The organism is Mesorhizobium sp. M1C.F.Ca.ET.210.01.1.1, from assembly GCF_004791585.1.
GTDB lineage: Bacteria > Pseudomonadota > Alphaproteobacteria > Rhizobiales > Rhizobiaceae > Mesorhizobium.
This window is the reverse complement of sequence record NZ_SRUU01000001.1, coordinates 383,060-406,170: the sequence shown is the minus strand read 5'-3', so window position 1 is coordinate 406,170 and position 23,111 is coordinate 383,060. Positions and strand designations below refer to the sequence as shown.

Annotated in this window: 25 protein-coding genes; 5 read left to right on the top strand and 20 right to left on the bottom strand. The window is 65.0% G+C overall.

The genetic code is table 11. From position 1 onward, the window contains the following. Nucleotides 1–94: 94 nt before the first annotated feature. The 8 genes from clpB to EN853_RS02015 form a co-directional block, all read right to left on the bottom strand. Entirely contained in the window at nucleotides 95–2,701 is a 2,607-nt protein-coding gene (gene clpB, locus EN853_RS02050) for an ATP-dependent chaperone ClpB (RefSeq protein ID WP_127857597.1), read from the bottom strand. Nucleotides 2,702–2,959: 258 nt separating this feature from the next. After that, nucleotides 2,960–3,481 (bottom strand): SRPBCC family protein, encoded by a 522-nt coding sequence (locus tag EN853_RS02045; protein ID WP_127857596.1) that lies wholly within the window; start codon nucleotides 3,479–3,481, stop codon nucleotides 2,960–2,962. Further along, nucleotides 3,459–3,824: a metalloregulator ArsR/SmtB family transcription factor gene (locus tag EN853_RS02040; RefSeq protein ID WP_127857595.1), complete on the bottom strand. Its 366-nt coding sequence runs from the start codon at nucleotides 3,822–3,824 to the stop codon at nucleotides 3,459–3,461. Before EN853_RS02040 ends, EN853_RS02045 begins: the two co-directional genes overlap by 23 nt. 194 nt (nucleotides 3,825–4,018) lie before the next feature. Further along, a complete protein-coding gene (locus EN853_RS02035) occupies nucleotides 4,019–5,062 on the bottom strand; it encodes a DUF4167 domain-containing protein (RefSeq protein ID WP_245517036.1) in 1,044 nt (347 codons plus the stop codon). Between the two features lie 309 nt (nucleotides 5,063–5,371). After that, nucleotides 5,372–6,241, bottom strand: a complete 870-nt coding sequence (gene prmC, locus EN853_RS02030) for a peptide chain release factor N(5)-glutamine methyltransferase (protein ID WP_127857594.1) — start codon at nucleotides 6,239–6,241, stop codon at nucleotides 5,372–5,374. Continuing rightward, nucleotides 6,234–7,313 carry a peptide chain release factor 1 gene (prfA, locus tag EN853_RS02025; RefSeq protein ID WP_127857593.1) on the bottom strand — a complete coding sequence of 360 codons (1,080 nt, stop codon included), beginning with the start codon at nucleotides 7,311–7,313 and terminating at the stop codon, nucleotides 6,234–6,236. The genes prmC and prfA overlap by 8 nt, the downstream gene beginning before the upstream one ends. A 139-nt stretch (nucleotides 7,314–7,452) precedes the next feature. Continuing rightward, complete coding sequence (ptsP, locus tag EN853_RS02020) at nucleotides 7,453–9,723, bottom strand: phosphoenolpyruvate--protein phosphotransferase (RefSeq protein WP_127857592.1); 2,271 nt, start codon at nucleotides 9,721–9,723, stop codon at nucleotides 7,453–7,455. Between the two features lie 83 nt (nucleotides 9,724–9,806). Then, entirely contained in the window at nucleotides 9,807–11,060 is a 1,254-nt protein-coding gene (locus tag EN853_RS02015) for an aspartate kinase (protein WP_095804440.1), read from the bottom strand. Between the two features lie 222 nt (nucleotides 11,061–11,282). Between EN853_RS02015 and EN853_RS02010 the strand changes: the two genes are divergently transcribed. After that, a complete protein-coding gene (locus EN853_RS02010) occupies nucleotides 11,283–11,597 on the top strand; it encodes a hypothetical protein (RefSeq protein ID WP_127857591.1) in 315 nt (104 codons plus the stop codon). Between the two features lie 6 nt (nucleotides 11,598–11,603). On the opposite strand, the gene EN853_RS02005 is transcribed toward EN853_RS02010, so the two are convergent. Continuing rightward, nucleotides 11,604–12,164: a putative glycolipid-binding domain-containing protein gene (locus EN853_RS02005; RefSeq protein ID WP_348631555.1), complete on the bottom strand. Its 561-nt coding sequence runs from the start codon at nucleotides 12,162–12,164 to the stop codon at nucleotides 11,604–11,606. A gap of 225 nt (nucleotides 12,165–12,389) precedes the next feature. On the opposite strand from EN853_RS02005, the gene ubiG reads away from it, so the two are divergent. After that, complete coding sequence (gene ubiG, locus EN853_RS02000) at nucleotides 12,390–13,139, top strand: bifunctional 2-polyprenyl-6-hydroxyphenol methylase/3-demethylubiquinol 3-O-methyltransferase UbiG (protein ID WP_127857589.1); 750 nt, start codon at nucleotides 12,390–12,392, stop codon at nucleotides 13,137–13,139. A 24-nt stretch (nucleotides 13,140–13,163) separates the two neighbouring features. Here the strand turns inward: ubiG and EN853_RS01995 are convergent, their stop codons facing one another. Next, nucleotides 13,164–14,078 carry a DMT family transporter gene (locus EN853_RS01995; protein WP_127857588.1) on the bottom strand — a complete coding sequence of 305 codons (915 nt, stop codon included), beginning with the start codon at nucleotides 14,076–14,078 and terminating at the stop codon, nucleotides 13,164–13,166. 106 nt (nucleotides 14,079–14,184) lie between these two features. On the opposite strand from EN853_RS01995, the gene EN853_RS01990 reads away from it, so the two are divergent. Next, nucleotides 14,185–14,670, top strand: a complete 486-nt coding sequence (locus EN853_RS01990) for a MarR family transcriptional regulator (protein ID WP_127857587.1) — start codon at nucleotides 14,185–14,187, stop codon at nucleotides 14,668–14,670. A 7-nt stretch (nucleotides 14,671–14,677) separates the two neighbouring features. Here the strand turns inward: EN853_RS01990 and EN853_RS01985 are convergent, their stop codons facing one another. The 4 genes from EN853_RS01985 to EN853_RS01970 form a co-directional block, all read right to left on the bottom strand. Continuing rightward, nucleotides 14,678–15,103, bottom strand: a complete 426-nt coding sequence (locus EN853_RS01985) for a DUF1178 family protein (protein ID WP_127857586.1) — start codon at nucleotides 15,101–15,103, stop codon at nucleotides 14,678–14,680. After that, nucleotides 15,100–15,966 (bottom strand): carbon-nitrogen hydrolase family protein, encoded by an 867-nt coding sequence (locus EN853_RS01980; RefSeq protein ID WP_127857585.1) that lies wholly within the window; start codon nucleotides 15,964–15,966, stop codon nucleotides 15,100–15,102. The genes EN853_RS01985 and EN853_RS01980 overlap by 4 nt, the downstream gene beginning before the upstream one ends. Before the next feature lie 2 nt (nucleotides 15,967–15,968). Beyond that, nucleotides 15,969–16,238 (bottom strand): glutaredoxin 3, encoded by a 270-nt coding sequence (gene grxC / locus EN853_RS01975; RefSeq protein ID WP_041000426.1) that lies wholly within the window; start codon nucleotides 16,236–16,238, stop codon nucleotides 15,969–15,971. 77 nt (nucleotides 16,239–16,315) lie between these two features. Then, the gene (locus EN853_RS01970) at nucleotides 16,316–17,116 is read right to left on the bottom strand and encodes a ComF family protein (RefSeq protein WP_127857633.1); all 801 of its coding nucleotides are present in this window, start codon (nucleotides 17,114–17,116) and stop codon (nucleotides 16,316–16,318) included. Nucleotides 17,117–17,180: 64 nt separating this feature from the next. Here EN853_RS01970 and EN853_RS01965 point away from each other — a divergent pair, with 64 nt between their 5' ends. Beyond that, a complete protein-coding gene (locus EN853_RS01965; RefSeq protein ID WP_127857584.1) occupies nucleotides 17,181–18,053 on the top strand; it encodes a methyltransferase domain-containing protein in 873 nt (290 codons plus the stop codon). Between the two features lie 14 nt (nucleotides 18,054–18,067). Here the strand turns inward: EN853_RS01965 and EN853_RS01960 are convergent, their stop codons facing one another. The 5 genes from EN853_RS01960 to argJ form a co-directional block, all read right to left on the bottom strand. After that, a complete protein-coding gene (locus tag EN853_RS01960; RefSeq protein ID WP_127857583.1) occupies nucleotides 18,068–18,253 on the bottom strand; it encodes a Flp family type IVb pilin in 186 nt (61 codons plus the stop codon). A 105-nt stretch (nucleotides 18,254–18,358) separates the two neighbouring features. Further along, a complete protein-coding gene (locus EN853_RS01955) occupies nucleotides 18,359–18,676 on the bottom strand; it encodes a hypothetical protein (RefSeq protein ID WP_127857582.1) in 318 nt (105 codons plus the stop codon). Between the two features lie 114 nt (nucleotides 18,677–18,790). Further along, entirely contained in the window at nucleotides 18,791–19,213 is a 423-nt protein-coding gene (locus EN853_RS01950; RefSeq protein WP_127857581.1) for a (deoxy)nucleoside triphosphate pyrophosphohydrolase, read from the bottom strand. Continuing rightward, complete coding sequence (locus EN853_RS01945; protein ID WP_127857632.1) at nucleotides 19,210–19,959, bottom strand: GNAT family N-acetyltransferase; 750 nt, start codon at nucleotides 19,957–19,959, stop codon at nucleotides 19,210–19,212. The genes EN853_RS01950 and EN853_RS01945 overlap by 4 nt, the downstream gene beginning before the upstream one ends. A 29-nt stretch (nucleotides 19,960–19,988) precedes the next feature. After that, entirely contained in the window at nucleotides 19,989–21,230 is a 1,242-nt protein-coding gene (argJ, locus tag EN853_RS01940) for a bifunctional glutamate N-acetyltransferase/amino-acid acetyltransferase ArgJ (protein ID WP_127857580.1), read from the bottom strand. 187 nt (nucleotides 21,231–21,417) lie between these two features. Between argJ and EN853_RS01935 the strand changes: the two genes are divergently transcribed. Beyond that, entirely contained in the window at nucleotides 21,418–22,011 is a 594-nt protein-coding gene (locus EN853_RS01935) for a TetR/AcrR family transcriptional regulator (protein ID WP_127857579.1), read from the top strand. Nucleotides 22,012–22,121: 110 nt separating this feature from the next. Here the strand turns inward: EN853_RS01935 and EN853_RS01930 are convergent, their stop codons facing one another. Beyond that, complete coding sequence (locus tag EN853_RS01930) at nucleotides 22,122–23,039, bottom strand: peptidylprolyl isomerase (protein WP_127857578.1); 918 nt, start codon at nucleotides 23,037–23,039, stop codon at nucleotides 22,122–22,124. Between the last annotated feature and the right edge of the window lie 72 nt (nucleotides 23,040–23,111).

Sequence of the window (23,111 nt, the reverse complement as noted above, 5' to 3'; positions counted from 1 at the left end):
GCGGCAAGGCCCGGTCAAAAAGCAAGAGTGTCGAAAGCAAGAGCGCGCCGCACCGGCCGGGTGCGACGCGCTGCCGTTCAATGCTCCGGCCGAATCAGGCGGCGGCTTCGGCCGCCACCACGGTCGGCCTCGAGCGGAAGTTCAGACGATCGGAGCCGGCGCTCACCTTGACGGTCGAGCCGTCGAGGATTTCGCCGAGCAGGATCTTCTCCGCCAGCGGGTCCTGCAGTTCCTTCTGCATGACACGCTTCAGCGGCCTGGCGCCATAGGCCGGATCGTAGCCCTTGGAGGCCAGCCACTCGATCGCATCGTGATCGAGCGACAGCGTGATCTTGCGATCGACGAGCAGGTTCTCCAGCCGCTTGAGTTGGATCTCGACGATACGGTCCATGTCCTGACGGCGCAGCCGGTGGAACAGGATCACCTCGTCGACGCGGTTGAGGAATTCCGGACGGAACGAAGCCCTCACCATGCTCATCACCTCGTCACGCACGGCATCGACATCCTGGTCGTCGCGAAGATTGACTAGATATTCGGCGCCGAGGTTCGACGTCATGATGATCAGCGTGTTGCGGAAGTCGACCGTGCGGCCCTGGCCGTCGGTGAGCCGGCCGTCGTCGAGCACCTGGAGCAGCACGTTGAACACGTCCGGATGCGCCTTCTCGATCTCGTCGAACAACACGACCTGGTAGGGCCGGCGCCGCACCGCCTCGGTCAGCGCGCCGCCCTCCTCATAACCGACATAGCCGGGAGGCGCGCCGATCAGCCGGGCGACCGAGTGCTTCTCCATGAACTCCGACATGTCGATGCGCACCAGGGCGTTCTCGTCGTCGAACAGGAAGGCGGCGAGTGCCTTGGTGAGCTCCGTCTTGCCGACGCCGGTGGGCCCAAGGAACATGAACGAGCCGATCGGCCGGTTCGGATCCTGCAGACCTGCCCGGGCGCGCCGCACGGCCTTGGAGACCACCTGCACTGCCTCGCCCTGGCCGACGACGCGCTTGCCGATCTCGTCTTCCATGCGCAAGAGCTTCTCGCGCTGTCCCTCCAGCATCTTGTCGACCGGAATGCCGGTCCAGCGCGACACGACATGGGCGACGTGGTCGGGCGTGACCACCTCTTCCACCATGCCGGCCTTGCCGTCCTGGGCTTCGGCTTCCTTGAGCTTCTTCTCCAGTTCCGGGATCTTGCCATAGGCAAGCTCGCCGGCGCGCTGGAACTCGCCCTTGCGCTGGGCAATGGCGAGCTCGTTGCGCATCTCGTCGAGCTGCTTCTTGAGGTCGGCGGCAAGGCCAAGCTTCTGCTTTTCGGCCTGCCACTTCGCGGTCAGCTCGGTCGATTCCTCCTCCAGGCCGGCAAGCTCCTTCTCCAGCCGGGCAAGCCGGTCCTTCGAGGCCTCGTCCTTCTCGACCTTCAGCGCCTCGCGCTCAATCTTGAGCTGCATGATGCGGCGGTCGATCTCGTCCAGCGCCTCGGGCTTGGAATCGACCTGCATCCTCAGCCGCGACGCGGCCTCGTCGACCAGGTCGATCGCCTTGTCCGGCAGGAAGCGGTCGGCAATATAGCGGTTGGAAAGCGTCGCAGCCGACACCAGCGCCGAGTCGGAGATGCGCACCTTATGGTGCTGCTCGTACTTCTCCTTCAGGCCGCGCAGGATCGAGACGGTGTCCTCGACCGTCGGCTCGTCGACGAAGACGGGCTGGAAGCGGCGGGCAAGCGCGGCGTCCTTCTCGACATGCTTGCGGTACTCGTCGAGCGTGGTCGCGCCGACGCAGTGCAGCTCGCCGCGCGCCAGCGCCGGCTTCAGGAGGTTCGACGCATCCATCGCGCCGTCGGCCTTGCCGGCGCCGACCAGCGTGTGCATCTCGTCGATGAACAGGATGATGTTGCCGTTGGCCGAGGTAACCTCGTTGAGCACGGCCTTCAGCCGCTCCTCGAACTCGCCGCGATATTTGGCGCCGGCAATCAGCGCGCCCATGTCGAGCGCCATCAACTGCTTGTCCTTCAGCGATTCTGGCACGTCGCCATTGACGATGCGCAGCGCCAGGCCCTCGGCGATGGCCGTCTTGCCGACGCCGGGCTCGCCGATCAGCACGGGATTGTTCTTGGTGCGCCGCGACAGCACCTGGATGGTGCGGCGGATCTCGTCGTCACGGCCGATGACCGGATCGAGCTTGCCCGCACGGGCATCCGCGGTGAGATCCCGCGCATACTTCTTCAGCGCGTCGTAGCCCTGCTCGGCATTTGCCGAATCGGCGGTGCGGCCCTTGCGGACGTCGTTAATGACCTGGTTCAGCGCCTGCGCGGTGACGCCGGCCTTGGCCAGGATATCGGCGGTCTTGGCCGACTTCTCCATGGCGAGCGCCTGCAGCAGCCGTTCGACGGTGACGAAGCTGTCGCCGGCCTTCTTGGCCAGTTCCTCAGCGGTCGAGAACACCTTGGCGAGCGGCTGGGCGAGGTAGAGCTGGCCGTTGCCGCCTTCGACCTTGGGCATGGCTTCGAGCGCCGCCTCGACGCCGAGCTTGACGTCGCGGACACGGCCGCCGGCGCGCTCGATCAAGGATGCGGCGAGGCCCTCGTCGTCATCGACGAGCACCTTGAGCATATGTTCTGGGGTGAATTGCTGGTGGTTGCGCGAGAGCGCCATGGTCTGCGCGGACTGGATGAAACCGCGCACGCGCTCCGAGTATTTTTCAAGATTCATACCTGTCTCCTTCCGTCACCGGCCCGCTTTGCGGCACCGGATCAGATTGCGGTGACGGACCCGCTCATTCGAGCCGAGCCCTGTTCAGCCGAGATATGGTGTATAGGTTCTGGTCTCTCAAGACGCCTTGATATCGGTCAACGCAGAATATTCTAATGCGTGTCGCCCAAAGCGCGCAGCGGTTTTGGGCGAACGACATGGGTCAAAACAAGCCGTGCGGCTGAATCCGTTTTTGCGTGACGCGCGAGATCGATGGCTTCATGAGCCTCCCACGCTCGAGCCCAGCGCGACGAGAAGCTCGTCCAGTTGCTCGAACGTCTCGCCCATCGCATCCGCCGCTCCGGTGCCGGCAGCGTCGAGAGCTTCCTTCGAGGGATAGAGCTCGTGCAGGACCAGCAGCGTCTTGCCGCCTTTTTCCTCGAAGGTCACCGTCGTGACGGGTCCACCGTCACCACCTTCGTCATTGGTCCAGACGAGGCGCGAGTGCGGCGTCACTTCGACATACCTACCGAAGAACTCGTCAGGGTTTGAGGCATCGTGGCCGAACACCAAACGATACCGGCCCCCCACACGAACATCCATCTCGCAGGAACGCAGGAACATGCCCATCGACTTCGGCGCCCACCACCGCTTGAACAACTCAGGCTTGGTCCACGCCTCGAACACGATGCGCGCCGGAGCATTGAAGGTTCGCGTGACGACGAGCTGACGGTCGGACGTCCGTTCCACAGTCAAGCGGTTCTTCGTCGGTGTAGCCTCACTCTCTCTTCTTGCGCCCATCGACCTTCTCCTTTCGTTTCAGTTCCTCGACTACCTTGTCCAACTCGTCGAAGCGTGCGTCCCAGAGCTGGCGGTACTTCTCGATCCATACCGCCTCTTCCTCCAGCCCGCTTAGGCCGAGCTTGCAGGTCCGCACGCGCCCGACCTTCTCGGTGGCGACGAGCCCCGCTTGCTCCAAGACACCGACGTGCTTCTTCATGCCCGTGAGGGTCATGTGGAACTTTTCGGCTAGCTCCGTGATCGAAGCGTCTCCACGTCCGAGCTGCTCCAGAACGCCGCGTCGGGTGGCGTCCGAGAGCGCGGCGAATGAGGCATCGAGACGGGCTTTCATATACTGAACCATATGGTTCAGTATATGACGCATGGATTGCCGGCATGCAAGGGGAGACCGGCCGCGCTCCGGTGCCGGTCGCCTTCCCCCAGACCGACCCATCTCGCCGCATTAACTCACGATGAGTCTCAACACGCCCTGGGTCGCGCAAACGAAAACGGCGGAGATTTCTCTCCGCCGTTCGAATGCCTGAAAATGGACCTGGATCAGTTGTTTGCGTCGGCGACCGCCGGCTCGCCGGTGCCGCCAGCCGGCTCGCCGGTGCCGCCAGCCGGTTCGCTGGCGACGCTCTCGCTCGGCGCCGCGTTCGCCTCTTCGGCGGCAGTGACGACCGCGTCGTTGCCTTTGTCCGCGGCGTTGCCGTCATCGGCGGGGCTGTCCGCCCGGCCGGCATTGCTCTCATCGGCATTGCCCTGCTCGGCGCTATAGCCCTGCTCCGCACTGCCGCGACCGCGGCGCGGACGCCTCTGCCGGCGCCCGCCGCCATTGTCGGTTGCGGCTTCATTGCGTTCGGCCTGGGCAGCGAGGCCTGCCGGCGAGAAACTGTCGTACACCGGGGCCGGCTCTTCTGATGCTGACCCGCCTTCTGCGGAAGCCTCTGGCTGCGCCTGCGCCTCGCTGCGGCGGTTCTGGTCGAACTGGCCGCCATGTTCGCCGCGTTGGGCCTCCGCGCGTTGGCCCCCATCACGCTGGCCTCCGTCGCGCTGGCCATTCTGGCCGTATTGGCCATAGCCGCCATTGCGGCGGTCGCGGTGCCTGTCGCGGCCACTGTTGTCGCGCCGGTTGTTGTCGCGCCCGTTTTCCTGGTTGAAGCCGGGCTCGGCCGGCGTGCCTTCGATCACCGGCTGCGGCCCGGAGCCGTTCGCGGCGGCCTGCGGCTCGCCGACATTGGTATTGCCGATGGCGTCGAACTCGTCGCGATCCTCGTCGACGTCGTCGTCGAAGTCGTCGCGGTTCTGCTGGGCGTTCTGGATCGGCATCTGCGCCTGGGCGGCGGCAATGATGCGATTGTAGTGTTCGGCGTGCTGGAGATAGTTCTCCGCCATCACCCGGTCGCCGGAGCTTTGCGCGTCACGGGCGAGTGCGGCGTATTTTTCGGCGATCTGCTGAGCCGATCCGCGGATCTTCACGTCCGGGCCGTTGCTCTCATAGTTGCGCGTCAGGGGATTTGGCCCCTTGCGGTTGTTGTTGCCACCGCCGCCATTGTTGTTGCGACCGCGCATGCGCCTGTTCTGCTGTTGTGGCCTCATTCGACTCTCTTCATGTGAAATTTTCTAAAGCTCTTTGCGGACGGTGGCGCTCATGCAGCCAACCGTTTCGCTTTTCCACCGGCGTTCGCCCGCATCGATTGCGTTGGCGCCACGTGCCATCCTGTTCCGGTTACATCACTTGCCGGACGATTCCCGCACGAAGCTTGGGCGTCGTTTGCGCAAGGAGGCAGCTATTTCCAAGGAAAACCGAATCGCTAAGAGCACTGCCTGCTTCGTCTCATCCGGTTAAGCCGGACCCTAGCTGCATTCCCTAATGTTGCCAAGCGTTTTTTCGCACTGCATCAGGGTTCAACGCTCGAACACCAGAACCCTGTCGTTTCCGCCGAGATCGCGACGTGCCTCCGCCAGCCTGTAGCCTGCCGCGGCGAAGATCGCTGTGACCTCGCTTTGCTGCGTGTGGCCGATCTCGACCGCTACCTTGCCTTGCGCTTCAAGAAACCCTTCCGCCTCGCCGGCGATGACCCTGTAGGAGACCAGACCGTCCACCCCGCCATCAAGCGCCCTGCGCGGATCGAAACCGCGGACCTCATCCTGCAGATTTCCAACGTCTTGACTGGGTATATAGGGAGGGTTCGCGGCAATTACATGGTATCGGCCCGAAACATTTTCGAACCAGTTGGAATGCAAGGCTTTGAAGCGCCCTGCGAGGCCCAGATCCTGGGCGTTTCGCGTGGCGGTCGCCAGCGCGCCGGGGGAGACATCGACGCCGGTCGCGGTGGCGGCCGCAACGGCGCTCAGCAGTGCCAGCGCGATGGCGCCGGTCCCGGTGCCGAGATCGAGGATACGGCATTCGCCGAGCCTTTCGGCCGTTGCCGTGGCGAAGGGCAGGATCGCGTCGACCAGCGTCTCGGTATCCGGGCGCGGCTCCAGCGTGTACGGCGACAGCGACAGCCGCAGCCCGTAGAATTCGCGAAAGCCCAGGATGCGGTGCACCGGCTCGCCTGCGACGCGACGTCTCAGGGCCGCCTCGATGGCCGCCAGCGCCGCAGAATCCACAGTTCGGCCCGGCTCCGTGATGGCCTGGATGCGCGTGGTTTCTGAAAAATGCTCGACGATCAGCCTGGAATCGAGCGCTGGATCGGCAATTCCTGCAATGGCGAGCCGTGCCCTCGCCGCGCGCAGCAGCTGCCCGAGCGCGGCTGGCAAAAGATCAGCCATCGACGGCCATGTCGGCGAGCAGTTTCGACTGATGGTCGGCGATCAGCGCGTCGATCACCTCGTCGAGCTCGCCCATCATCACCCGGTCGAGCTTGTAAAGCGTCAGGTTGATGCGATGGTCGGTGACGCGACCTTGCGGGAAATTATAGGTGCGGATGCGTTCCGACCGGTCACCCGAACCAACCTGCGATTTTCGCGACGACGAGCGCTCCTCATCCGCGCGGCTGCGCTCGAGGTCATAGAGCCGCGCCCTCAGGATCTGCATGGCGCGCGCCCGGTTCTGGTGCTGCGACTTCTCCGCCTGCACCACCATGATGCCGGTCGGCAGATGGGTGATGCGCACCGCCGAGTCCGTGGTGTTGACGTGCTGGCCGCCTGAACCCGAGGCGCGCATCGTGTCGATGCGGATGTCTTCCGCGCGGATCTCTATATCGACCTCCTCGGCCTCGGGCAGCACCGCGACTGTGGCCGCCGAGGTATGGATGCGCCCGCCGGCCTCGGTTTCCGGCACGCGCTGCACGCGATGCACGCCCGATTCGAACTTCAGATGCGCGAAAACGCCCTTGCCCGAGACAGAGGCTATGATTTCCTTGTAGCCGCCGACTTCGCCTTCGCTGGCCGACACGACCTCGAAACGCCAGCCGCGCGATGCCGCATAGCGCTCATACATGCGAAACAGATCGCCGGCGAACAAGGCCGCCTCGTCGCCGCCGGTGCCGGCACGGATTTCGAGGATGGCGTTCCTGTCGTCGGCCGCATCCTTGGGCAGAAGCAGGATCTGGATGTCCTTTTGCAGCGCCTCGATCCGCTCCTCGACCTCCGGCAGGTCCGCCTCGGCCAGCGCCCGCATCTCGGCGTCGGTGGCCTTGTCGGCGAGCATCGCTTCGAGGTCGGCCTGCTCCTGCTCGGCGGCACGCAACGCCCTGATCTTGACCACCATTTCCTGGATGTCGGCATATTCCGAGGCCATCTTGACATAGGCGTCGGCCGACGGCCCGGCCGACATCTGCGCTTCGAGCACGTCGAAACGCTTGACGACTTGATCCATGCGGTCGCGGGGCAGGTTGATCATGGGCTTAGAACTTCGATGGAATTCACGTCAGGGTGAGTCGAAAATGGCGAATTTCGAGACCCGAAGCGGAATGTACATTTAGGTATATGAGCACCGGAAGCGCAGAAAATCGACATTTGCAGACCGCCCTCACGTGAATCTAGAGCGGAATGGAGCGGTCGTCGGCAAACGCCTGCAGCAGCGCCCGCATCGGCGTTCCCTGGACGGGCGCCATCAGATTGTCCTTGAAGAAGTCCTCCAGCTCCTGCAGCGGCAGCTCGGTCAGCATTGCCTTGACCGGGCCGATCGAGGCCGGCGACATCGAGATCGAGCGGAAGCCGAGACCGATCAGCGCCATCGCCGAGATCGGCTTGCCGGCCAGCTCGCCGCAGAGCGTCACCGGCGTATGGTTGCGCGCGCCGGCGTCGGCGATCATCTTCAGCACGCGCAGGAACGGCGCAGACAATGTGTCGAACCGGTCGGCAAGCTGCGTGTTGCCGCGATCGACCGCCATGATGAACTGGAAAAGGTCGTTGGAACCGACCGACACGAAGTCGACCGCCTTCATCAGCTCGTCGAGCTGGAACAGCAGCGACGGGACCTCCAGCATCGCGCCGAGCTTGAGGCTGGTCGGCAAATGATGCGCAAAACGCGACAGATGCCTCACTTCGCGGTCGATGATCTCGCGCGCCTGCGCGATCTCCGAGAGCTCGGTCACCATCGGCAGCATCAGCTTCAGCTCGCGCCCGCCGCAGGCCTTGAGCAGCGCGCGGATCTGGGTCCTGAGCAGGCCGGGGCGGTCGAGGGTAAGCCGGATCGCCCGCCAGCCGAGCGCCGGGTTCTCCTCCTGCACAACCCCCTTGAAATAGGGCAGTACCTTGTCGCCGCCGATGTCGATGGTGCGGAAGGTGACCGGCTTGCCGCGCGCGGCATCCAGCACGTCGCGATAGAGCCGCTCCTGCGCCTCGGCGCGCGGGAAGGTTGAAGCCACCATGAACTGCAGTTCGGTGCGGAACAGACCGATGCCGGCCGCTCCCGATTCCGAAAGCTGCGGCAGGTCGACCGCCAGGCCTGCATTCATCAGGAGATCGACCTGGACGCCGTCCTTGGTCACCGACGGCTTGTTGCGCAGCTCGCGGTAGATCTCCTGCCGCCGCGCCCGGAAGCGGACCTTTTCGGCATAGGCCGCCTCGAGATCGGACTGCGGCCGCAGATGGATGGTGCCTTCCTCGCCGTCGACGATGATGGCGTCGCCGTTCTCCGCCATGGAGACGGCGCCCTTGACCTGGCCGGCGACCGGGATGCCCATGGCGCGCGCGACGATGACGACATGGCTGGTCGCCGTGCCGTCCTCCAGCACCAGGCCGCGCAGCTTGTCGCGTGGATAGTCGAGCAGCTCAGCCGCGCCCATCGAGCGGGCGACGATGATGGCGTCCTTGGGCAGCGAGGCCGCGACATCCTCCGGTCCGCGGCCCATGAGCTGGCGCAAGAGCCGGTTGGCGAGATCGTCGAAATCGCTCATCCGCTCGCGCAGATAGGGGTCCGTCATGTGCAGCATGCGCGCGCGCATGTCGCTCTGCACCTTTTCCACCGCCGCTTCCGCCGTCAGGCCGTTGCGGATCGCCTCTTCCAGCCGGCGCACCCAGCCGCGGTCGTTGGCGAACATCCGATAGGCCTCGAGCACCTCGCGATGCTCACCCTCGAAGGCGACGTCGCGGCGCTCGAGCATGTCGTCGATGGACAGCCGCAGCGAACCGAGCGAGCGGTCGAGGCGGCGCACCTCCTCCTCGCTGTCCTCGTTGAACAGATTGGTGACGACGATGCGCGGCTCGTGCAGCACGACATGGCCAAGCCCGACGCCTTCGTTGAAGGAAAGCCCTGTGAAGCTTGCCGGACGGGTGAGGTCCAGTTCGAGCCCCGGCCTGGTCAGGCGGGCGAGATCGCCGGTGGCGATCATCTCGGCGATCACCATCGCCGTCGTTTCCAGCGCCTCTATCTCGTCTTCGCGATATTGGCGCATGGTCTTGTTCTGCACGACCAGGACGCCCAGCGTGCGCCCTGCCCTCAGCACCGGAACGCCGAGAAAGGAATGGTAGATCTCTTCGCCGGTCTCCGGCAGATACTGGAAGGCTGGGTGTTCCTGCGCATTGGAGAGATTGAGCGGCCGCGCGCTGGCGGCGATCGTGCCGACGAGGCCCTGGCCCAGCCTCAACTGCGCCAGGTGGACGGCCTTTGGGTTGAGACCCTCTGTGGCGTAGAGCTCCAGCACCGAATCGGCGCGCAGCACATAGAGCGAGCACACTTCGGCGACCATGTTGGAGGCGATGTCGCGCACGATGCGGTCGAGGCGCTCCTGCGGCTCCAGCGGCTCCTGCATGAGCTCGCGGAGCCGTTTCAGCAGAACGCGCGGGCCACCGGCCGTATCACGCATCGCGGCTTCTTCTCCAATGGGCACTTTGCCCGCCGCAGTTTCTCCCGCGGCCGGCGCTCACGCAACAACTGACTCAGTTCTTGCTATTGCTTATCGAGCCCGTAGACGGAATGCAAAGTACGAACTGCAAGTTCCGTATAGGGACCGTCGATCAGTATCGAGATTTTGATCTCGGACGTCGTGATCGCCCGGATATTGATCGCCTTGTCAGCCAGCGCCTTGAAGGCGGTGGCGGCAACGCCAGCATGGCTTCTCATGCCGATACCGATGACAGAAACCTTCGACATGCCGGCTTCCGACTGCACCACGTCGTAGCCGACATCGGCCTTCAGCCGCTCGAGCACGGCCAGAGCCTTATCGACGTCGCCCGAAGGTACGGTAAAGGTCATGTCGGTGAACTTGCCGTCCTCGGAGATGTTCTGGACGATCATGTCGACATTGATGTTGGCCTCGGCCAGCGGCCCGAAGATGCCGGCGGCGACGCCCGGGCGGTCGCCGACGCGGCGCAGCGAAATCTGCGCCTCGTCCTTGGCATAGGCAATTCCGGTGACGACCTGCTGTTCCACGATCTCTTCCTCGTCGCAAATAAGCGTTCCGGGCGGATTGAGCAAATCCCCCATTCCGGGCGCGTCGGGATCGTCGAATGACGACCGTACAAAGGTACGCACCCTGTGCACCATGGCAAGCTCGACCGACCGCACCTGCAGCACTTTGGCGCCGAGCGAGGCCATTTCGAGCATTTCCTCGAAGGAAATCTTGGCCAGCCGCCGCGCCTTCGGCTCGATGCGCGGGTCGGTCGTGTAGACGCCGTCGACGTCGGTGTAGATATCGCAGCGGTCAGCCTTGACCGCAGCGGCGATCGCCACCGCGCTGGTGTCGGAGCCGCCGCGACCGAGCGTCGCGATGCGGTTGTCCGGCCCGATGCCCTGGAAGCCGGCGATGACAGCTACCTGGCCCTCGCCGAAGCGCTTGATCAGGAAGGCGCCATCGATGTCGAGGATGCGCGCCGCGCCATGGGCGTTGTCGGTCTTGATCGGGATCTGCCAGCCCTGCCAGGAGCGGGCATGCACGCCCATGTTCTGCAACGTGATCGCGAGCAGGCCGGCGGTGACCTGCTCGCCCGAGGCGACGACGGCGTCGTATTCGCGCGCGTCATGCATGGGCGAGGCCTCGCGGGTCCAGGCGACCAGCTCATTGGTCTTGCCGGCCATCGCCGAAACCACCACGGCGACCTCGTGGCCGGCGTCGACCTCGCGTTTGACATGGCGCGCCACATTGCGGATGCGGGCGATGTCGGCGACCGAAGTTCCGCCGAATTTCATCACGATGCGCGCCATGGGAGCGAAATGCCTTTGACTGAAGCCGGCTTGACGCCGGAACGGAACGGAGCGCCCGGCTATGCCGAGCCGCGGAAATGCGCGGCCTCCTTAGCCAAAACATCAAGGCTTCGCAAGCGATGGCGGGGATAAGGGGGACTCTGGCCGCTCTGAGGTCTCCTGACAGATTCCGGCGCCCTTCGTGCGATAAGGCCGAGGCAAACGCATCGCATGGAGGAATTGGTGGCCGAGACCCTGGAAATCGTCAGCTTTCGCCTCAAGCCGCAAGCAGCGGCCGGCTTTGTCGCCAACAACGGCGTTGTCACCGACTGGCTCGCGCGCCAGCCCGGTTTTCTCAGCCGCCATCTCGGCAGGCGCGAGGACGGAAGCTGGGTCGATGTCGTGCGCTGGCAGAACCGCGAGCAGGCTCTCGCCGCCGCCGGGCGCGTCATGGCCGAGATCGGCGATTGCGAGGCGATGCAGGCGATCGAGCTGGCCAGCGTCGAGATGGGGCATGCCGCGGTCGCGCTGTCGAGGTTCGAGCCTTCTGGCCATTGAGCGGTTTCAGCGCAGCGCGATGGTCGTCCAAAGACCTGGATAGTCGACAACGAAGCCGGACGGCGCGACCTCAAGCACCTCGTCGTAACCGAATGCTGGCGCGGCATAGGCATAGCGGGTGTCGTCGAGGCGGCGGTAGGTCTGGTCGAGACGCTCAAGCTTCAGCTCGGGAAAGGCCAGATAGGCCGCGGGAGCAGGCGTCGCAATGCCAGGCCTGAGGCCGAGGCGCCGGATCGGCAGAAGGTTCGTGGCGGGTGTGAAACCAAGGTCGAGGTCGACAAGGCCGGCCACATGTGTCTGCTTCTTGCCGTTGAGCGCCCAGCCGCCGTCAAGCCACTCGAAACGATAATCCAGCGTGTCGCCGCCGAAAAGCCCCGCCACGCGCGCGGTACGGGCCAGCCATCCGGCATCGCAGTCGATCTCATAGGAGAGGCCGCACGGCGCGCCTTCCTGCAGGAACGCCGCCTGTCCCTTCAGGCTCCAGCCGTCCCCCGCCCTGGAAAGCGAACATGAATCATGCCCTTCCTGGTCAAGCCGGCGCCAGAGGATCGAGGCTATGGTTGGCATTGTCATGCTCCGGTTGATGTCTTTCCTTCGCTCGCAAGGCGGTTCTGTTTCATCGCTGGAGCTATCAAGCCGCCACGTGCTGACAAACAGCGGACGGTTCGGGAAAAGCTTGGCTGTCCGGCCTCCTTCCTGCCGGCGATGGAAAAAACCTGCCTTGACTTTCTCCACCGGGGACCCGACTTCCTAACGTTCCCCGACTTCCCAGGTTTCGAGGAGACCCGCTTCATGCCAGAGCCCCGCCGATCGACCATAGATGCCGGAGAAGTCGAGCGCTTTTCCGCCCTTGCCGCCGAATGGTGGAACCCGAACGGCAAGTTCCGGCCGCTGCACAAGTTCAACCCGGTGCGGCTTGCCTATATCCGCGACCAGGTGGCAAGCCGCTTCGGCCGCGATCCGCGCGCGGCCAGGCCCTTCGAGGGTTTGCGCTTCCTCGACATCGGCTGCGGCGGCGGGCTTTTGTGCGAACCGATGGCGCGGCTTGGCGCCGAGGTGGTCGGCGCCGACGCCTCGGCCACCAACATCGAGGTCGCCAGGCTGCACGCAGCGGAGGCCGGCGTCAGCATCGACTATCGCGCCACAACGGCCGAGGCGCTGGCCGACGCCGGTGAGACCTTCGACGTCATCCTCAATATGGAGGTGGTCGAGCATGTCGCCGATGTCGATCTGTTCGTCGCCAAGTGCAGCGAGATGGTCCGGCCTGGCGGCATCATGTTCGTGGCCACCATCAACCGCACGCTGAAGGCGCTCGGCCTTGCCATCATCGGCGCCGAATATGTGCTGCGCTGGCTGCCGCGCGGCACGCATCAGTTTGGCAAGCTGGTGCGGCCTGAGGAACTGGCAAAGGCGCTTGGCGCGGCGGGCCTCAAGATCATCGACCGCACCGGCGTGATCTACCATCCGCTGGCCGACCGCTGGCAGAAGTCCAAGGACATGGACGTCAACTACATGGTGCTGGCCGAGAAGGCTTCGGTCTGACTGGCCGCGCCGCCGCGTTCGTCCTCATGCTGCTTGCGTCTGCAGCCTCGCGCGTGGCTGGCTCTGAGCCTTGGTGGTGATGAACACACCGGCGGTGATGATGGCGGCGCCCAGCCAGGTCAGCAGCTGATAGTGCTCGCCGAGGAAGATCGTGCCGGCGAAGAGCCCGACGGCCGCCGCCACATAGCCGATCTGGCTGAGATAGACCGGGCCGCCGACCGCCTGCAGTCGGAAGAAGAAGGCAAACATTGCCGAAGCCGAGGCGACCTGGCCCGCGACCACCAGCGGCACGCCGCTGAGCGGAGCAAAGGCTCGCCAGCCGAAAAGCGTCAGGATGCCGAGGAGAAGCAAGGTCGCCGACGCCAGATGGCTGCCGACTGCGAGCTCGATCGGGCCTGTTTCCTTTGGCCAGTCGACGGTGCGGTAGATGTTGCCGGCGGCGAGGCTGACCGGGATCAGCAGCCCGATCGCCACCCAGAAATAATCGGCCGGCTGGCCGGCCTCGCCGCGCGTGAGCGCGACCATCGCGGCGCCGACAAAACCGACGGCAATGCCGACGACGCCGAGCAGGTTGGGACGCCGCACGCCGAGCAGGATCGAGAACACCAGCGTGATGACCGGCGACAGCGTGAACATGATGCCCGTATATCCCGCGCCGAGATGCGGAATGGCCGAGAACATCAAGAGATTGGGAAACGCATAGGATACCGCCGCGGTGACGAAGAAATAGCGCAGCTTGTGCGCCGTCAGCCGGATGCGCTGGCCAAGCAGCAGAAGCGCGATCAGCAACACGCCGCCCGCGCCAAGCGAGATGACGAAAGCCCAGACCATGGCCGGCACGCCGGCGCCGGTCGCAAGCTTGCCGAAGGGCAGCGTCATGCCGAGCAATCCGCCGGTGACGATCAGAAGGCCGAATGCCGAATCCCAGACAACTTTCATCGGATGGTTCCATGCTTCTATCGGCTATCGGCGCTTGGCCGTTAGCTTATCTTGAGGTAAGATAACGTAAAGATTCTTGATGTCAAGATACTTTATGGTGAAACACATGGATCGCGCAGGCAAGGCCATCGAACAGTGGCGGAAAGAGCGGCCGGATCTCGACGTGTCGCCGATGGGAGTGATCGGCCGGCTGAATGAAGCCTCCTCGCTAATCGCGCGCGATCGCCTGGCCCCGGTCTTCGCCCGCTTCGGCCTGCAGCATGGTGAATTCGACGTGCTGGCGACGCTGCGCCGCTCCGGCAAGCCATACGCGCTGACGCCAACCGATCTCTATGAAGCGACGATGGTCACCTCCGGCGCCATGACCGCCCGGCTCGACCGCCTGGAAAAGGCCGGCCTGATCCGGCGCGCCCCGCACCCGAGCGACCGGCGAGGCGTTGTGGTGCAACTGACGGAAAAGGGCCTCGCGCTCGTCGACGAAGCGCTTGCCGCCCACGTCGCCAACGAGCACGAAATCCTCGCAGGGTTGACGCGCGAGGAGCGGGAAACGCTGGCAAAATTGCTGGAAAAGTTGATCGGAAGCCTGGGCTAACCGCGGTTCAGTTCCGATCCTCCGGAAAGCTCGGGATCGGCATGAATTCGACGCCGTCCTCGGCGAGACCCTTGGCCTCCTCGGGCGTCGCCTCGCCATAGATGCCGCGCGGATCGGTCTCGCCGAAGTGGATCTTGCGCGCTTCCTCGGCGAACTTGTCGCCGACATAATCGGCGTTCTCGCGCACCTTGTCGGCGAGCGCCTTGAGCTGCGCCAGCGCCTGCTTTTGCGCCTCGCCCATGGCAAGCGCTACCTTTTCCTGGTTGCGCGAGGTCGAGACGGCCGGCGCCATCAGCGCCTTTTCTATCTTGCGCGAGCCGCAGGTCGGGCAGTCGACGAAACCGCGCTTCTTCTGCTTGTCGAAATCGCTATTGCTGCGAAACCAGCCTTCGAATTCGTGCTCGCGCTCACAGATAAGCGAAAAACGGATCACGAGGCTGCACCCCTGAGGCGCGGCGCCTCGCCCTCGCCGGCATTGACGGTGAAGTCCCGCGCGTTCTTCAGATTGGGGACCTTGCGGCGCGCCGCTGAAGACTGCGCCGGATCGATCTCGGCGACGATCACGCCCGGCTCGGCATGCGCGGCCTCGGCGACGACACGCCCCCACGGATCGACGATCAGCGAGTGGCCATAGGTCTCGCGGCCATCCTCATGCACGCCGCCTTGCGCGGCGGCGATGACATAGGCGCCGTTCTCGATCGCGCGCGACCGGAGTAGCACATGCCAGTGCGCCTCGCCGGTCTGCCGGGTGAAGGCGGCAGGCACCGAAAGCACCTCTGCCCCTGCCAGCGCCTCGGCGCGGAACAATTGTGGGAAGCGCAGGTCGTAGCAGATGGCAAAGCCCAGTTTTGTGCCGCCGATTGCGGTGACCACGGCCTCGGTGCCCGGTTCGTAGGCGGCGGATTCGCGCCAGCTTTCGCCATTGTCGAGATCGACGTCGAACATATGGATCTTGTCGTAGCTGGCTATCGAGGCGCCGTCAGGCGCAAACAGGAACGCGCGGTTGGCCAGCTTGCCGTCGGCGCGACGGATGGCTGTCGAGCCGACATGGACGTAGATGCCAAGCTCCTTCGCCAACTTGCCGGCTGTCGAAACGACAATGTCCTTGTCCTCGGTGGTGAAGGCGGCGGCGCCCGCTTCCTTGTCGCGCACGAGCGCGCCGGTCATCTCCGGCGTCTGGACATAGGTGGCGCCCCGGTGTGCCGCCTCGCGCACCAGCCTTTCCATGTCGGCAGCGTTGCGCTCCGGGCTGGTCCCCGAACGCATCTGCACCGCAGCCGCCTTGAAAACGCCCATGATCAAGCCCTCGCGCCGTTGGCAAGCAGCACGTCCAGCCGGCCCTGCGACTCCAATTCATGGAGGTCGTCGCAGCCGCCGACATGCGTGTCGCCGATGAATATCTGCGGAAAGGTGGTTCGCCCATGCGCCCGGGAAATCATTTCCTGGCGCAGCTCCGGCGAGAACGACGCGTCATGCTCAGTATAGGTCACACCCTTGCGCTCGAGGAGCCGCTTGGCGGCCGTGCAGTAGCCGCACATCATCCGGGTGTAGATCGTCACATCGACCATAGGTCTGTAATCCAGCTTGTGCACGTCGCCCACTGGTTGTGTGAAAGCGACCTGCACCAAAAACAACACTTACGTTTCTATATAGTCGCGGACTCATCGGCCCGAAAGTCCCCCGGCAAGACCCGGGCGAAGGTCAGCACGTCGACCGCCCCGGCGCCGCCCTTCTTCAGCGCCTTGGCCACCGCACGCACGGTGGCGCCGGTGGTGAAGACGTCATCGACGACGAGCACCCTGCGGCCGGCGATCTCGATCTCGGCCTCAGGCGGGACGCGGAAAGCGGCGCGCACATTCTCCTCGCGCTCGTGCCGCTCCAGCCCGACCTGCTGGCGGGTGAGCTTGACGCGCCGCACCGCCGCCGGCGAGAAAGGCAGACCGCTCAGCTTCGATACCGACCGCGCCAGCTCCGCCGACTGGTTGAATTGCCTGCGCAGGAAGCGCCGCCAGTGCAGCGGCACGGGCACCACCACGTCGGCTTCGGCGATCAGCTCCGCGCCGGCGCGCGTCATCCAGCGCGCCATCCAGGGCGCGAGATCCGTGCGATCCTGGTATTTCAGCCCTTGCACCATCTGGCGCGCGACCCCGGAATAGACGACAGCTGCCCGCGCCCGCTCGAAGGGCGGAGGATCGGCGATCGCCTCGGCTGAGAGAAAACCCTCGCCCATGTCGTGGGTGAAGGGCGTGCCCATGACCGGGCACCAGGGCTTCTCCAGCAGCCGAAGCTTCGGCCAGCAGGCGCCGCACAGCACGCCGGGCTGCGAGACGTGACGGCGGCAGCCGGCACAAACCGGTGGAAACAAAAGGCGCGCCGGCCAGCCGAGCGCCTGACGCGCCATGTCCCTGACCGCGATGGTCTTGATCTTGTGCAGCGGATCGGCCACGTGATGGAAACCCCCGCGCCACCATAACACCGGTCCGGCATGAGCGGACAACAGGAATAGTCCATTGCAGCCCTTGATCGACACGGAGCTCTGGCTTGCGCACAAGCGCCGGGCGCTCGCGCACCCGGTCGACGGCGCCGATTTCCTGATGCGGCGGGCAGCGGAGGACCTTGCCGACCGGCTGGCCGCGGTCGAGCGCAGGTTCGGCAAGGCGGCAGCGCTGTTTTGCCAGACACCGGCGGCAGCCCAAGTGCTCGCCGGTAGCGGCAAGGTGGCCGACATTTTCCGCGTGGAGATGGATGATGCCTTCCTTGCCGGTGAAGCTGGCGTCGTCGCTCCGGCCGAAACCGTGCCGTTCGAAGCCGAAAGCCTTGATCTCATCGTCTCGCTGCTGTCGCTGCAGGCGATGAACGACATTCCGGGCGTGCTGGCGCAGATCCGTCGCGCGCTGAGGCCCGACGGTCTGTTCCTCGGCGCGCTGGCCGGCGCCGGCACGCTTGCGGAGATGCGCGAAAGCCTGCTTGCCGCCGAGACGGAGCTTCATGGCGGCGCCAGCCCCCGCGTCCTGCCGTTCACCGATGTGCGAGACGCCGGCGCGCTGCTGCAGCGTGCCGGCCTGGCGCTGCCGGTCGCCGACGTCGAGACGGTCACGGTGCGCTACGATTCGCTGTTCGGCCTTGCCGCCGATCTGCGCGCCATGGGCGAGACCAGCCCGCTTTTCGACCGCAGCCGGCGACCGGCCACCAGGCGGCTGTTTGCCCGTGCCGCCGAGATTTATGCCGAACGGTTTTCAGACCCGGACGGCCGCGTCCGGGCGAGCTTTTCGATCGTGTGGATGTCCGGCTGGGCGCCCGACGCCTCGCAGCAGAAGCCGCTCAGACCCGGCTCGGCCAAGGTCTCGCTGAAGACGATTCTGGAAAACCCGAAGGAGCACTGATCGCGCTGTTGCGATCAATGCGCAAAGGCGTTGGCAAGTCTGCTTGCGTTGTCGGAGAACAGCCATTGGATCGCGTCCGCGGCCTTGCCGACGCCGCCGATGATCGCAAGCGACAGCACGGCGGCGATCAAACCATATTCGATGGCCGTGGCGCCCGAGTCATCCCTTATGAATTGCTGCAGCAGGTTTTTCATGGTCATCGATCCCTCTTGTCGGGAACCATAGAGCCTACCCGTTAAGAAAGGTTAACGGCAAAAGCTTAACGGCGGGTGAAACGGCCGCTTCTCACTGAATTTATTAACCAATTAGCAATCCCCATAGCGGCTGCCGTCATTGCGGATCACGCAGATGGAACTCGGCAGTGGCTGCAGCACGCTTCGCCGCAGCGTGTAGGTGTTGCGGTGGCCGATCGAGCCGGTGCTTGTCATGTCGAGCCCGCTGGCCAAACCGCCACGCGCGCCCTGCGAGCGCGTCTGGCTGTCGAGGAGAGGCGTCGCGATCAGCGCCAGCGCCACCGCGGCCGACCCGAAAAGCAAGGCGATCCGCAAAACGCCCATGCCGGCATCGGCGGCGCGGAACGTGCGGTCGGGCCGGATCGAGTCCCAGTCTCTCTCGAGGCTCATGGAATGGCTCCAAACAAAATCGGCATGCCGCCGCGCGGGACGACTTCGCCTCAGTCTTCCATGTCGAGATAAATCTTCCATTAACGCTGCCTAAAACAGGCGGCAGGTTGATGGTTACAAAAGATCGATGAGGAACTGGATCAGCGGCGCGTCCGCTGGCGGCATCGGGTAGTCGCGCATCTGCCGTGGCCTGACCCATTTCAGCCCTTGCCCTTCCTTCGGCTCCGCGATGCCGCGAAACCGCCGGCAGATATAAAGCGGCATCAGCAGGTGGAAATCATCATAGCTGTGGCTGGCGAAGGTGAGCGGCGCGAGGCAAGGTATCTCGGTCTCGATGCCGAGCTCTTCGTGCAGCTCGCGGACCAGGCATTCCTCTGGCGTCTCGCCGGGCTCGACCTTGCCGCCTGGAAACTCCCAAAGGCCGGCGAGCTGCTTGCCCTCGGGGCGCTGCGCCAGGAGCACGCGCCGGTCGGCGTCGACCAGCGCGCAGGCCGCGACGAGGAGCAGGCGCTTTCCGGTTGGCTTGATCCCGCTCATGCGCCCGGCGGCCGGCGATAGTGGTAGCGGTAGACTTCCTCGAAGTCGAGCGACCGGTAGAGCGACAGCGCCGCAACATTGCCGGCCTCGACCTGCAGCCAGGCTTCGCGCGCGCCGCGCAGCCGCGCCCACTTCAGCGCCGATAGGATGAGGTTGCGGCCATGGCCCTTCTTGCGCGCCGACTTTTTGGTGGCGACCTCGAACAGTCCGGCGAGATCACCGTCATGCACGCAGATCAGCGTCGCCACCGGCTCATTGCCGTCTTCGAGCGCAAACAGCCCCGCTTCCGGCTGGATGGCGCCGATGACCTCCGACAGGCCGGGACGCAGCGAGACGTCCGAGCCGTTCGTCTTGATCGCCGCGCCGATGAAGCGGCTGATGTCCTTCAAAGGAATCTGGTCCATGGCCGCGTCGAGTTGCGCTTCCTTGAGCGGCAGCCGCATCACCAGCGATTCGTCGAACCGGTTCCAGCCCGCCTCGTCGAGATGCTTCGACAGCACCTGCCCCGAAAGCGGCGACATGCGAAAGGTCAGCGGCCTGCCATAGGCGTCGAAGCGGCGACTGGCGCGCGCGATGCGTTCGGCGATGTGCTGGATGTCGCCCGGATCGAGCGGATTGACCGAGTTCAAGCGTTTTGCCGGATGGCCGGCCGTCAGCCGCACCACCCATGTCCCGTCATAGTGGACGGCCGCTGCCGGCCAGGCACGAAAGCCCGCCGCCTCGTAACGGCGCACGACCGCGAGCATGCTTGCCGGATGCTTCGACACTGGCGCCATCAGCTCCGATAGTCGCCATTGATGGCGACATATTCCTTGGTGAGGTCGCAGGTCCACACCGTCGCCTTGCCGCGGCCGATGCCGATGTCGGCGCGGATGCGGATGTCGTCCCGCCTCATGTAGGCCGAGGTCGCTTCTTCCGAGTAGGCCGGATCGCGCTCGCCCTCATGCGCCAGACGGTTGTCGCCAAACCAGATCGACAGCCGGTCACGGTCGGCCGGCTCGCCCGCCTTGCCGACGGCCATCACGACGCGGCCCCAATTGGCGTCCTCACCGGCCACGGCCGTCTTGACCAGCGGCGAGTTGGCGATCGAAAGCGCGATGCGCTTGGCCGAACGGGCGGACTTGGCGCCGGTGACGGTGACCTCGACCTGCTTGCGCGCGCCCTCGCCGTCACGCACCACCTGCAGCGCCAGGGACTTCAGCACCTTGCCGAGCGCGCGGCGGAAAGCGCCAAGCCGGGGGTCCTTGGGATCGCTGATTGCCGGAGCGCCGCGCGAGGCGGCCTTGCCGGTCGCGAAGAAGAGCAGCGTGTCGCTGGTCGAGGTGTCGCTGTCGACGGTGACGGCGTTGAAGGTTTTGGCCGTGCCGCGCGACAACAGATCCTGAAGCACGGGTGCCGCGATCGGCGCATCGGTGGCGATGAAGGAGAGCATCGTCGCCATGTCGGGCGCGATCATGCCGGCGCCCTTGGCGATGCCGTTGATGGTCACGTCGGCGTCGCCAAGCTTGACCATCTGGGTTGCCACCTTCGGATAGGTGTCCGTGGTCATGATGGCCTTCGCCGCCTCGGTCCACAGGTCCGGCTTGCCATCCTTCACCAGCCCGGCAAGCAGGTGGCTGAATCTGTTGGTGTCGAGCGGCTCGCCGATGACCCCGGTCGAGGCCAGGAACACCTCGCTCTCGGAACATCCGGCGGCCTTCGCCGCCGCCTCGCCCGTCAGCGCGGTCGAAGCCTTGCCCTTCTTGCCGGTGAAAGCGTTGGCATTGCCGGAATTGACCACCAGCACGCGCGCCTTGCCGGCGGGCAGGTTCTGGCGGCAGTAATCGACCGGCGCCGAGGGGCATTTCGACTTGGTGAAGACGCCGGCGACGGCCGTGCCCGGATCGAAGACCATGGCGAGCAGGTCGGTACGGTTCTTGTACTTGATCCCGGCCTCGGCGGTGGCGATGCGCACGCCCTCGATGACCGGCATCTTGGGATATTTCTTCGGCGCGAGCGGCGAAATCGTTGCGGACATGGGTACCCCGGAGCGGCAGGAACGCGAAAGGAAGGCCGGTTTGCCCGATAGCGCGCGCTGGCGCAAGAGTGTTCTGGCCCCGCTTCGCGGGCGTCGCGGAGGCGTTGCAACTCAAAACGGTCCGTTTCGTTTCAGCCTCGGACTCAATATGATCGGCAAAGAGATTCATCGGCTAAGGACGCAGAAAATGGGCGAAGTCGCCGCCCCGGGGCGCAAATCGATCGGCGCGAAGCGAAACCCGGAAAGCGCCGATGCCATCCTCGACGCCGCCGAAGCGGTGCTGCGCGAGGCCGGCTATTCCGGCTTCTCGATCGAGGCCGTCGCGCGGCGAGCGCGGGCCGGAAAGCCGACCATTTATCGCTGGTGGCCGAGCAAAGCGGCGCTCCTGATCGAGGTCTATCAGCGGCAAAAACGCGTCGAGACGCCCGACACCGGCAGGCTCGAGGATGATCTTGCCGGCTTCCTTGTGAACCTATTCGCGCACTGGCGCGACACTTCGTCCGGTAACGTCTTCCGGTCGCTGGTCGCCGAAGCGCAGTCCGACGAGGCCGCCGCGGCGGCGCTTGCCGACTATGCAAAGGGGCGGCGCAGCCATACCGGCCGGATGGTTGAACGCGCCAAGGCGCGTGGCGAGGTGGCGGCGGACGTCGATGCCGGGATCGTGGCCGACCTGATCGCCTCCTTCGCGTGGCGGCACCTTTTGACCAACCGCCTCGATGAAGACGAGGCGACGATCCGGACCGCTGTCCGCTACGTGGTGCAAGGCATAACGGCCGCCTAATGCACGTCGCCCCAAAAGCGCAGGGGAGAACGACATACATCAAAACAAAGACTTAAACGCGAAAGGGCGCCCGAAGGCGCCCTTTGCAACATATTCTGGCCTGTGCCGGATTACTTGCCGTTTTCCATCGTGTCGACCGCCGCCTTCAGCTTGGCGTCCGGGATCTCGACCTTGGCCGCACCACGCAATTCCTTGACCATGGCGAAGTACTTGTCGCGGATCACCGCCTGCTTGGCCTGGTCCTTGACGTCGTCGAAGGCCGGCGGCTGCTTGGCGCGCTTGTCCTCGACCTTGATGACGTGCCAGCCGAACTGCGACTGCACCGGCTCCTTGGAGTACTTGCCGACATCCAGCGCGAACGCCGCCTTGTCGAACTCCGGCACCATCTGTCCCGGGCCGAACCAGCCGAGGTCGCCACCGTTCGACTTGCCGCTTGGGTCGCTGGTGTGCTCGTTGGCGAGCTTCTGGAAATCGGCGCCACCGTCGAGCTGCTTGATGATCGCCTCGGCCTCTTCCTTCGTCTTCACGAGGATGTGACGGGCATGGACTTCGTTGACCGGCGGCGTGTTGGCGATTTCGTGGTCGTAGCGAGCGCGGACATCGGCGTCCGTCACCTTGTTGACGACCTCCTTCTCGACCACTTCGCCGTGCAGAGCGCGCTGCTGCAGGAACGCCATGCGGCGCTGGAAATCGGCGTTCTTGTCGAGGCCGCTGTCGATCGCCTTCTTGGCCATGACGCGGATTTCGATGGCCGCCGAAAGGGCGGCGGCGCGGCGCTGTTCCGGCGGCAGCTGGGCGAACTGCTGCGACAGCTCGCCTTCGGCGAGGGCGAGGTCAGCCTCGGTCAGCTTCTCGCCGTTGATGGTGGCGACCACGGCGTTCGGATCGACCGGAGCAGCGGCGGGCGCCGCGGCGTCCGGCTGGGCGGGCTTGGTTTCCTGCGCCATCAGCGGCGACAGCGAAAGAGCCGAAAGCCCGAAGGCCAGGCCAAGGCTGGCGAGCGACGCGCGGCGGAACAACAGGGACATCAAGATAAACTCCAATGGGGATTGCCAATAAGGATCGCTTGAGCGGAAGGTTCCAGATCAGTCCGATTGTGG

What these genes read in the sequence shown, in the direction of transcription:
- EN853_RS02040 (WP_127857595.1), bottom strand. Translation starts at nt 3,824, where the DNA reads ATGGTTCAGTATATGAAAGCCCGTCTCGATGCCTCATTCGCCGCGCTC.
- EN853_RS01980 (WP_127857585.1), bottom strand. Translation starts at nt 15,966, where the DNA reads ATGGGCGTTTTCAAGGCGGCTGCGGTGCAGATGCGTTCGGGGACCAGC.
- clpB (WP_127857597.1), bottom strand. Translation starts at nt 2,701, where the DNA reads ATGAATCTTGAAAAATACTCGGAGCGCGTGCGCGGTTTCATCCAGTCC.
- EN853_RS01960 (WP_127857583.1), bottom strand. Translation starts at nt 18,253, where the DNA reads ATGACCATGAAAAACCTGCTGCAGCAATTCATAAGGGATGACTCGGGC.
- EN853_RS02035 (WP_245517036.1), bottom strand. Translation starts at nt 5,062, where the DNA reads ATGAGGCCACAACAGCAGAACAGGCGCATGCGCGGTCGCAACAACAAT.
- EN853_RS01955 (WP_127857582.1), bottom strand. Translation starts at nt 18,676, where the DNA reads ATGAGCCTCGAGAGAGACTGGGACTCGATCCGGCCCGACCGCACGTTC.
- EN853_RS01930 (WP_127857578.1), bottom strand. Translation starts at nt 23,039, where the DNA reads ATGTCCCTGTTGTTCCGCCGCGCGTCGCTCGCCAGCCTTGGCCTGGCC.
- ubiG (WP_127857589.1), top strand. Translation starts at nt 12,390, where the DNA reads ATGCCAGAGCCCCGCCGATCGACCATAGATGCCGGAGAAGTCGAGCGC.
- EN853_RS01945 (WP_127857632.1), bottom strand. Translation starts at nt 19,959, where the DNA reads ATGCTCGCGGTCGTGCGCCGTTACGAGGCGGCGGGCTTTCGTGCCTGG.
- EN853_RS02015 (WP_095804440.1), bottom strand. Translation starts at nt 11,060, where the DNA reads ATGGCGCGCATCGTGATGAAATTCGGCGGAACTTCGGTCGCCGACATC.
- EN853_RS02045 (WP_127857596.1), bottom strand. Translation starts at nt 3,481, where the DNA reads ATGGGCGCAAGAAGAGAGAGTGAGGCTACACCGACGAAGAACCGCTTG.
- grxC (WP_041000426.1), bottom strand. Translation starts at nt 16,238, where the DNA reads ATGGTCGATGTGACGATCTACACCCGGATGATGTGCGGCTACTGCACG.
- ptsP (WP_127857592.1), bottom strand. Translation starts at nt 9,723, where the DNA reads ATGCGTGATACGGCCGGTGGCCCGCGCGTTCTGCTGAAACGGCTCCGC.
- EN853_RS01935 (WP_127857579.1), top strand. Translation starts at nt 21,418, where the DNA reads ATGGGCGAAGTCGCCGCCCCGGGGCGCAAATCGATCGGCGCGAAGCGA.
- EN853_RS01995 (WP_127857588.1), bottom strand. Translation starts at nt 14,078, where the DNA reads ATGAAAGTTGTCTGGGATTCGGCATTCGGCCTTCTGATCGTCACCGGC.
- prmC (WP_127857594.1), bottom strand. Translation starts at nt 6,241, where the DNA reads ATGGCTGATCTTTTGCCAGCCGCGCTCGGGCAGCTGCTGCGCGCGGCG.
- prfA (WP_127857593.1), bottom strand. Translation starts at nt 7,313, where the DNA reads ATGATCAACCTGCCCCGCGACCGCATGGATCAAGTCGTCAAGCGTTTC.
- EN853_RS01950 (WP_127857581.1), bottom strand. Translation starts at nt 19,213, where the DNA reads ATGAGCGGGATCAAGCCAACCGGAAAGCGCCTGCTCCTCGTCGCGGCC.
- EN853_RS01990 (WP_127857587.1), top strand. Translation starts at nt 14,185, where the DNA reads ATGGATCGCGCAGGCAAGGCCATCGAACAGTGGCGGAAAGAGCGGCCG.
- EN853_RS02005 (WP_348631555.1), bottom strand. Translation starts at nt 12,164, where the DNA reads ATGCCAACCATAGCCTCGATCCTCTGGCGCCGGCTTGACCAGGAAGGG.
- argJ (WP_127857580.1), bottom strand. Translation starts at nt 21,230, where the DNA reads ATGTCCGCAACGATTTCGCCGCTCGCGCCGAAGAAATATCCCAAGATG.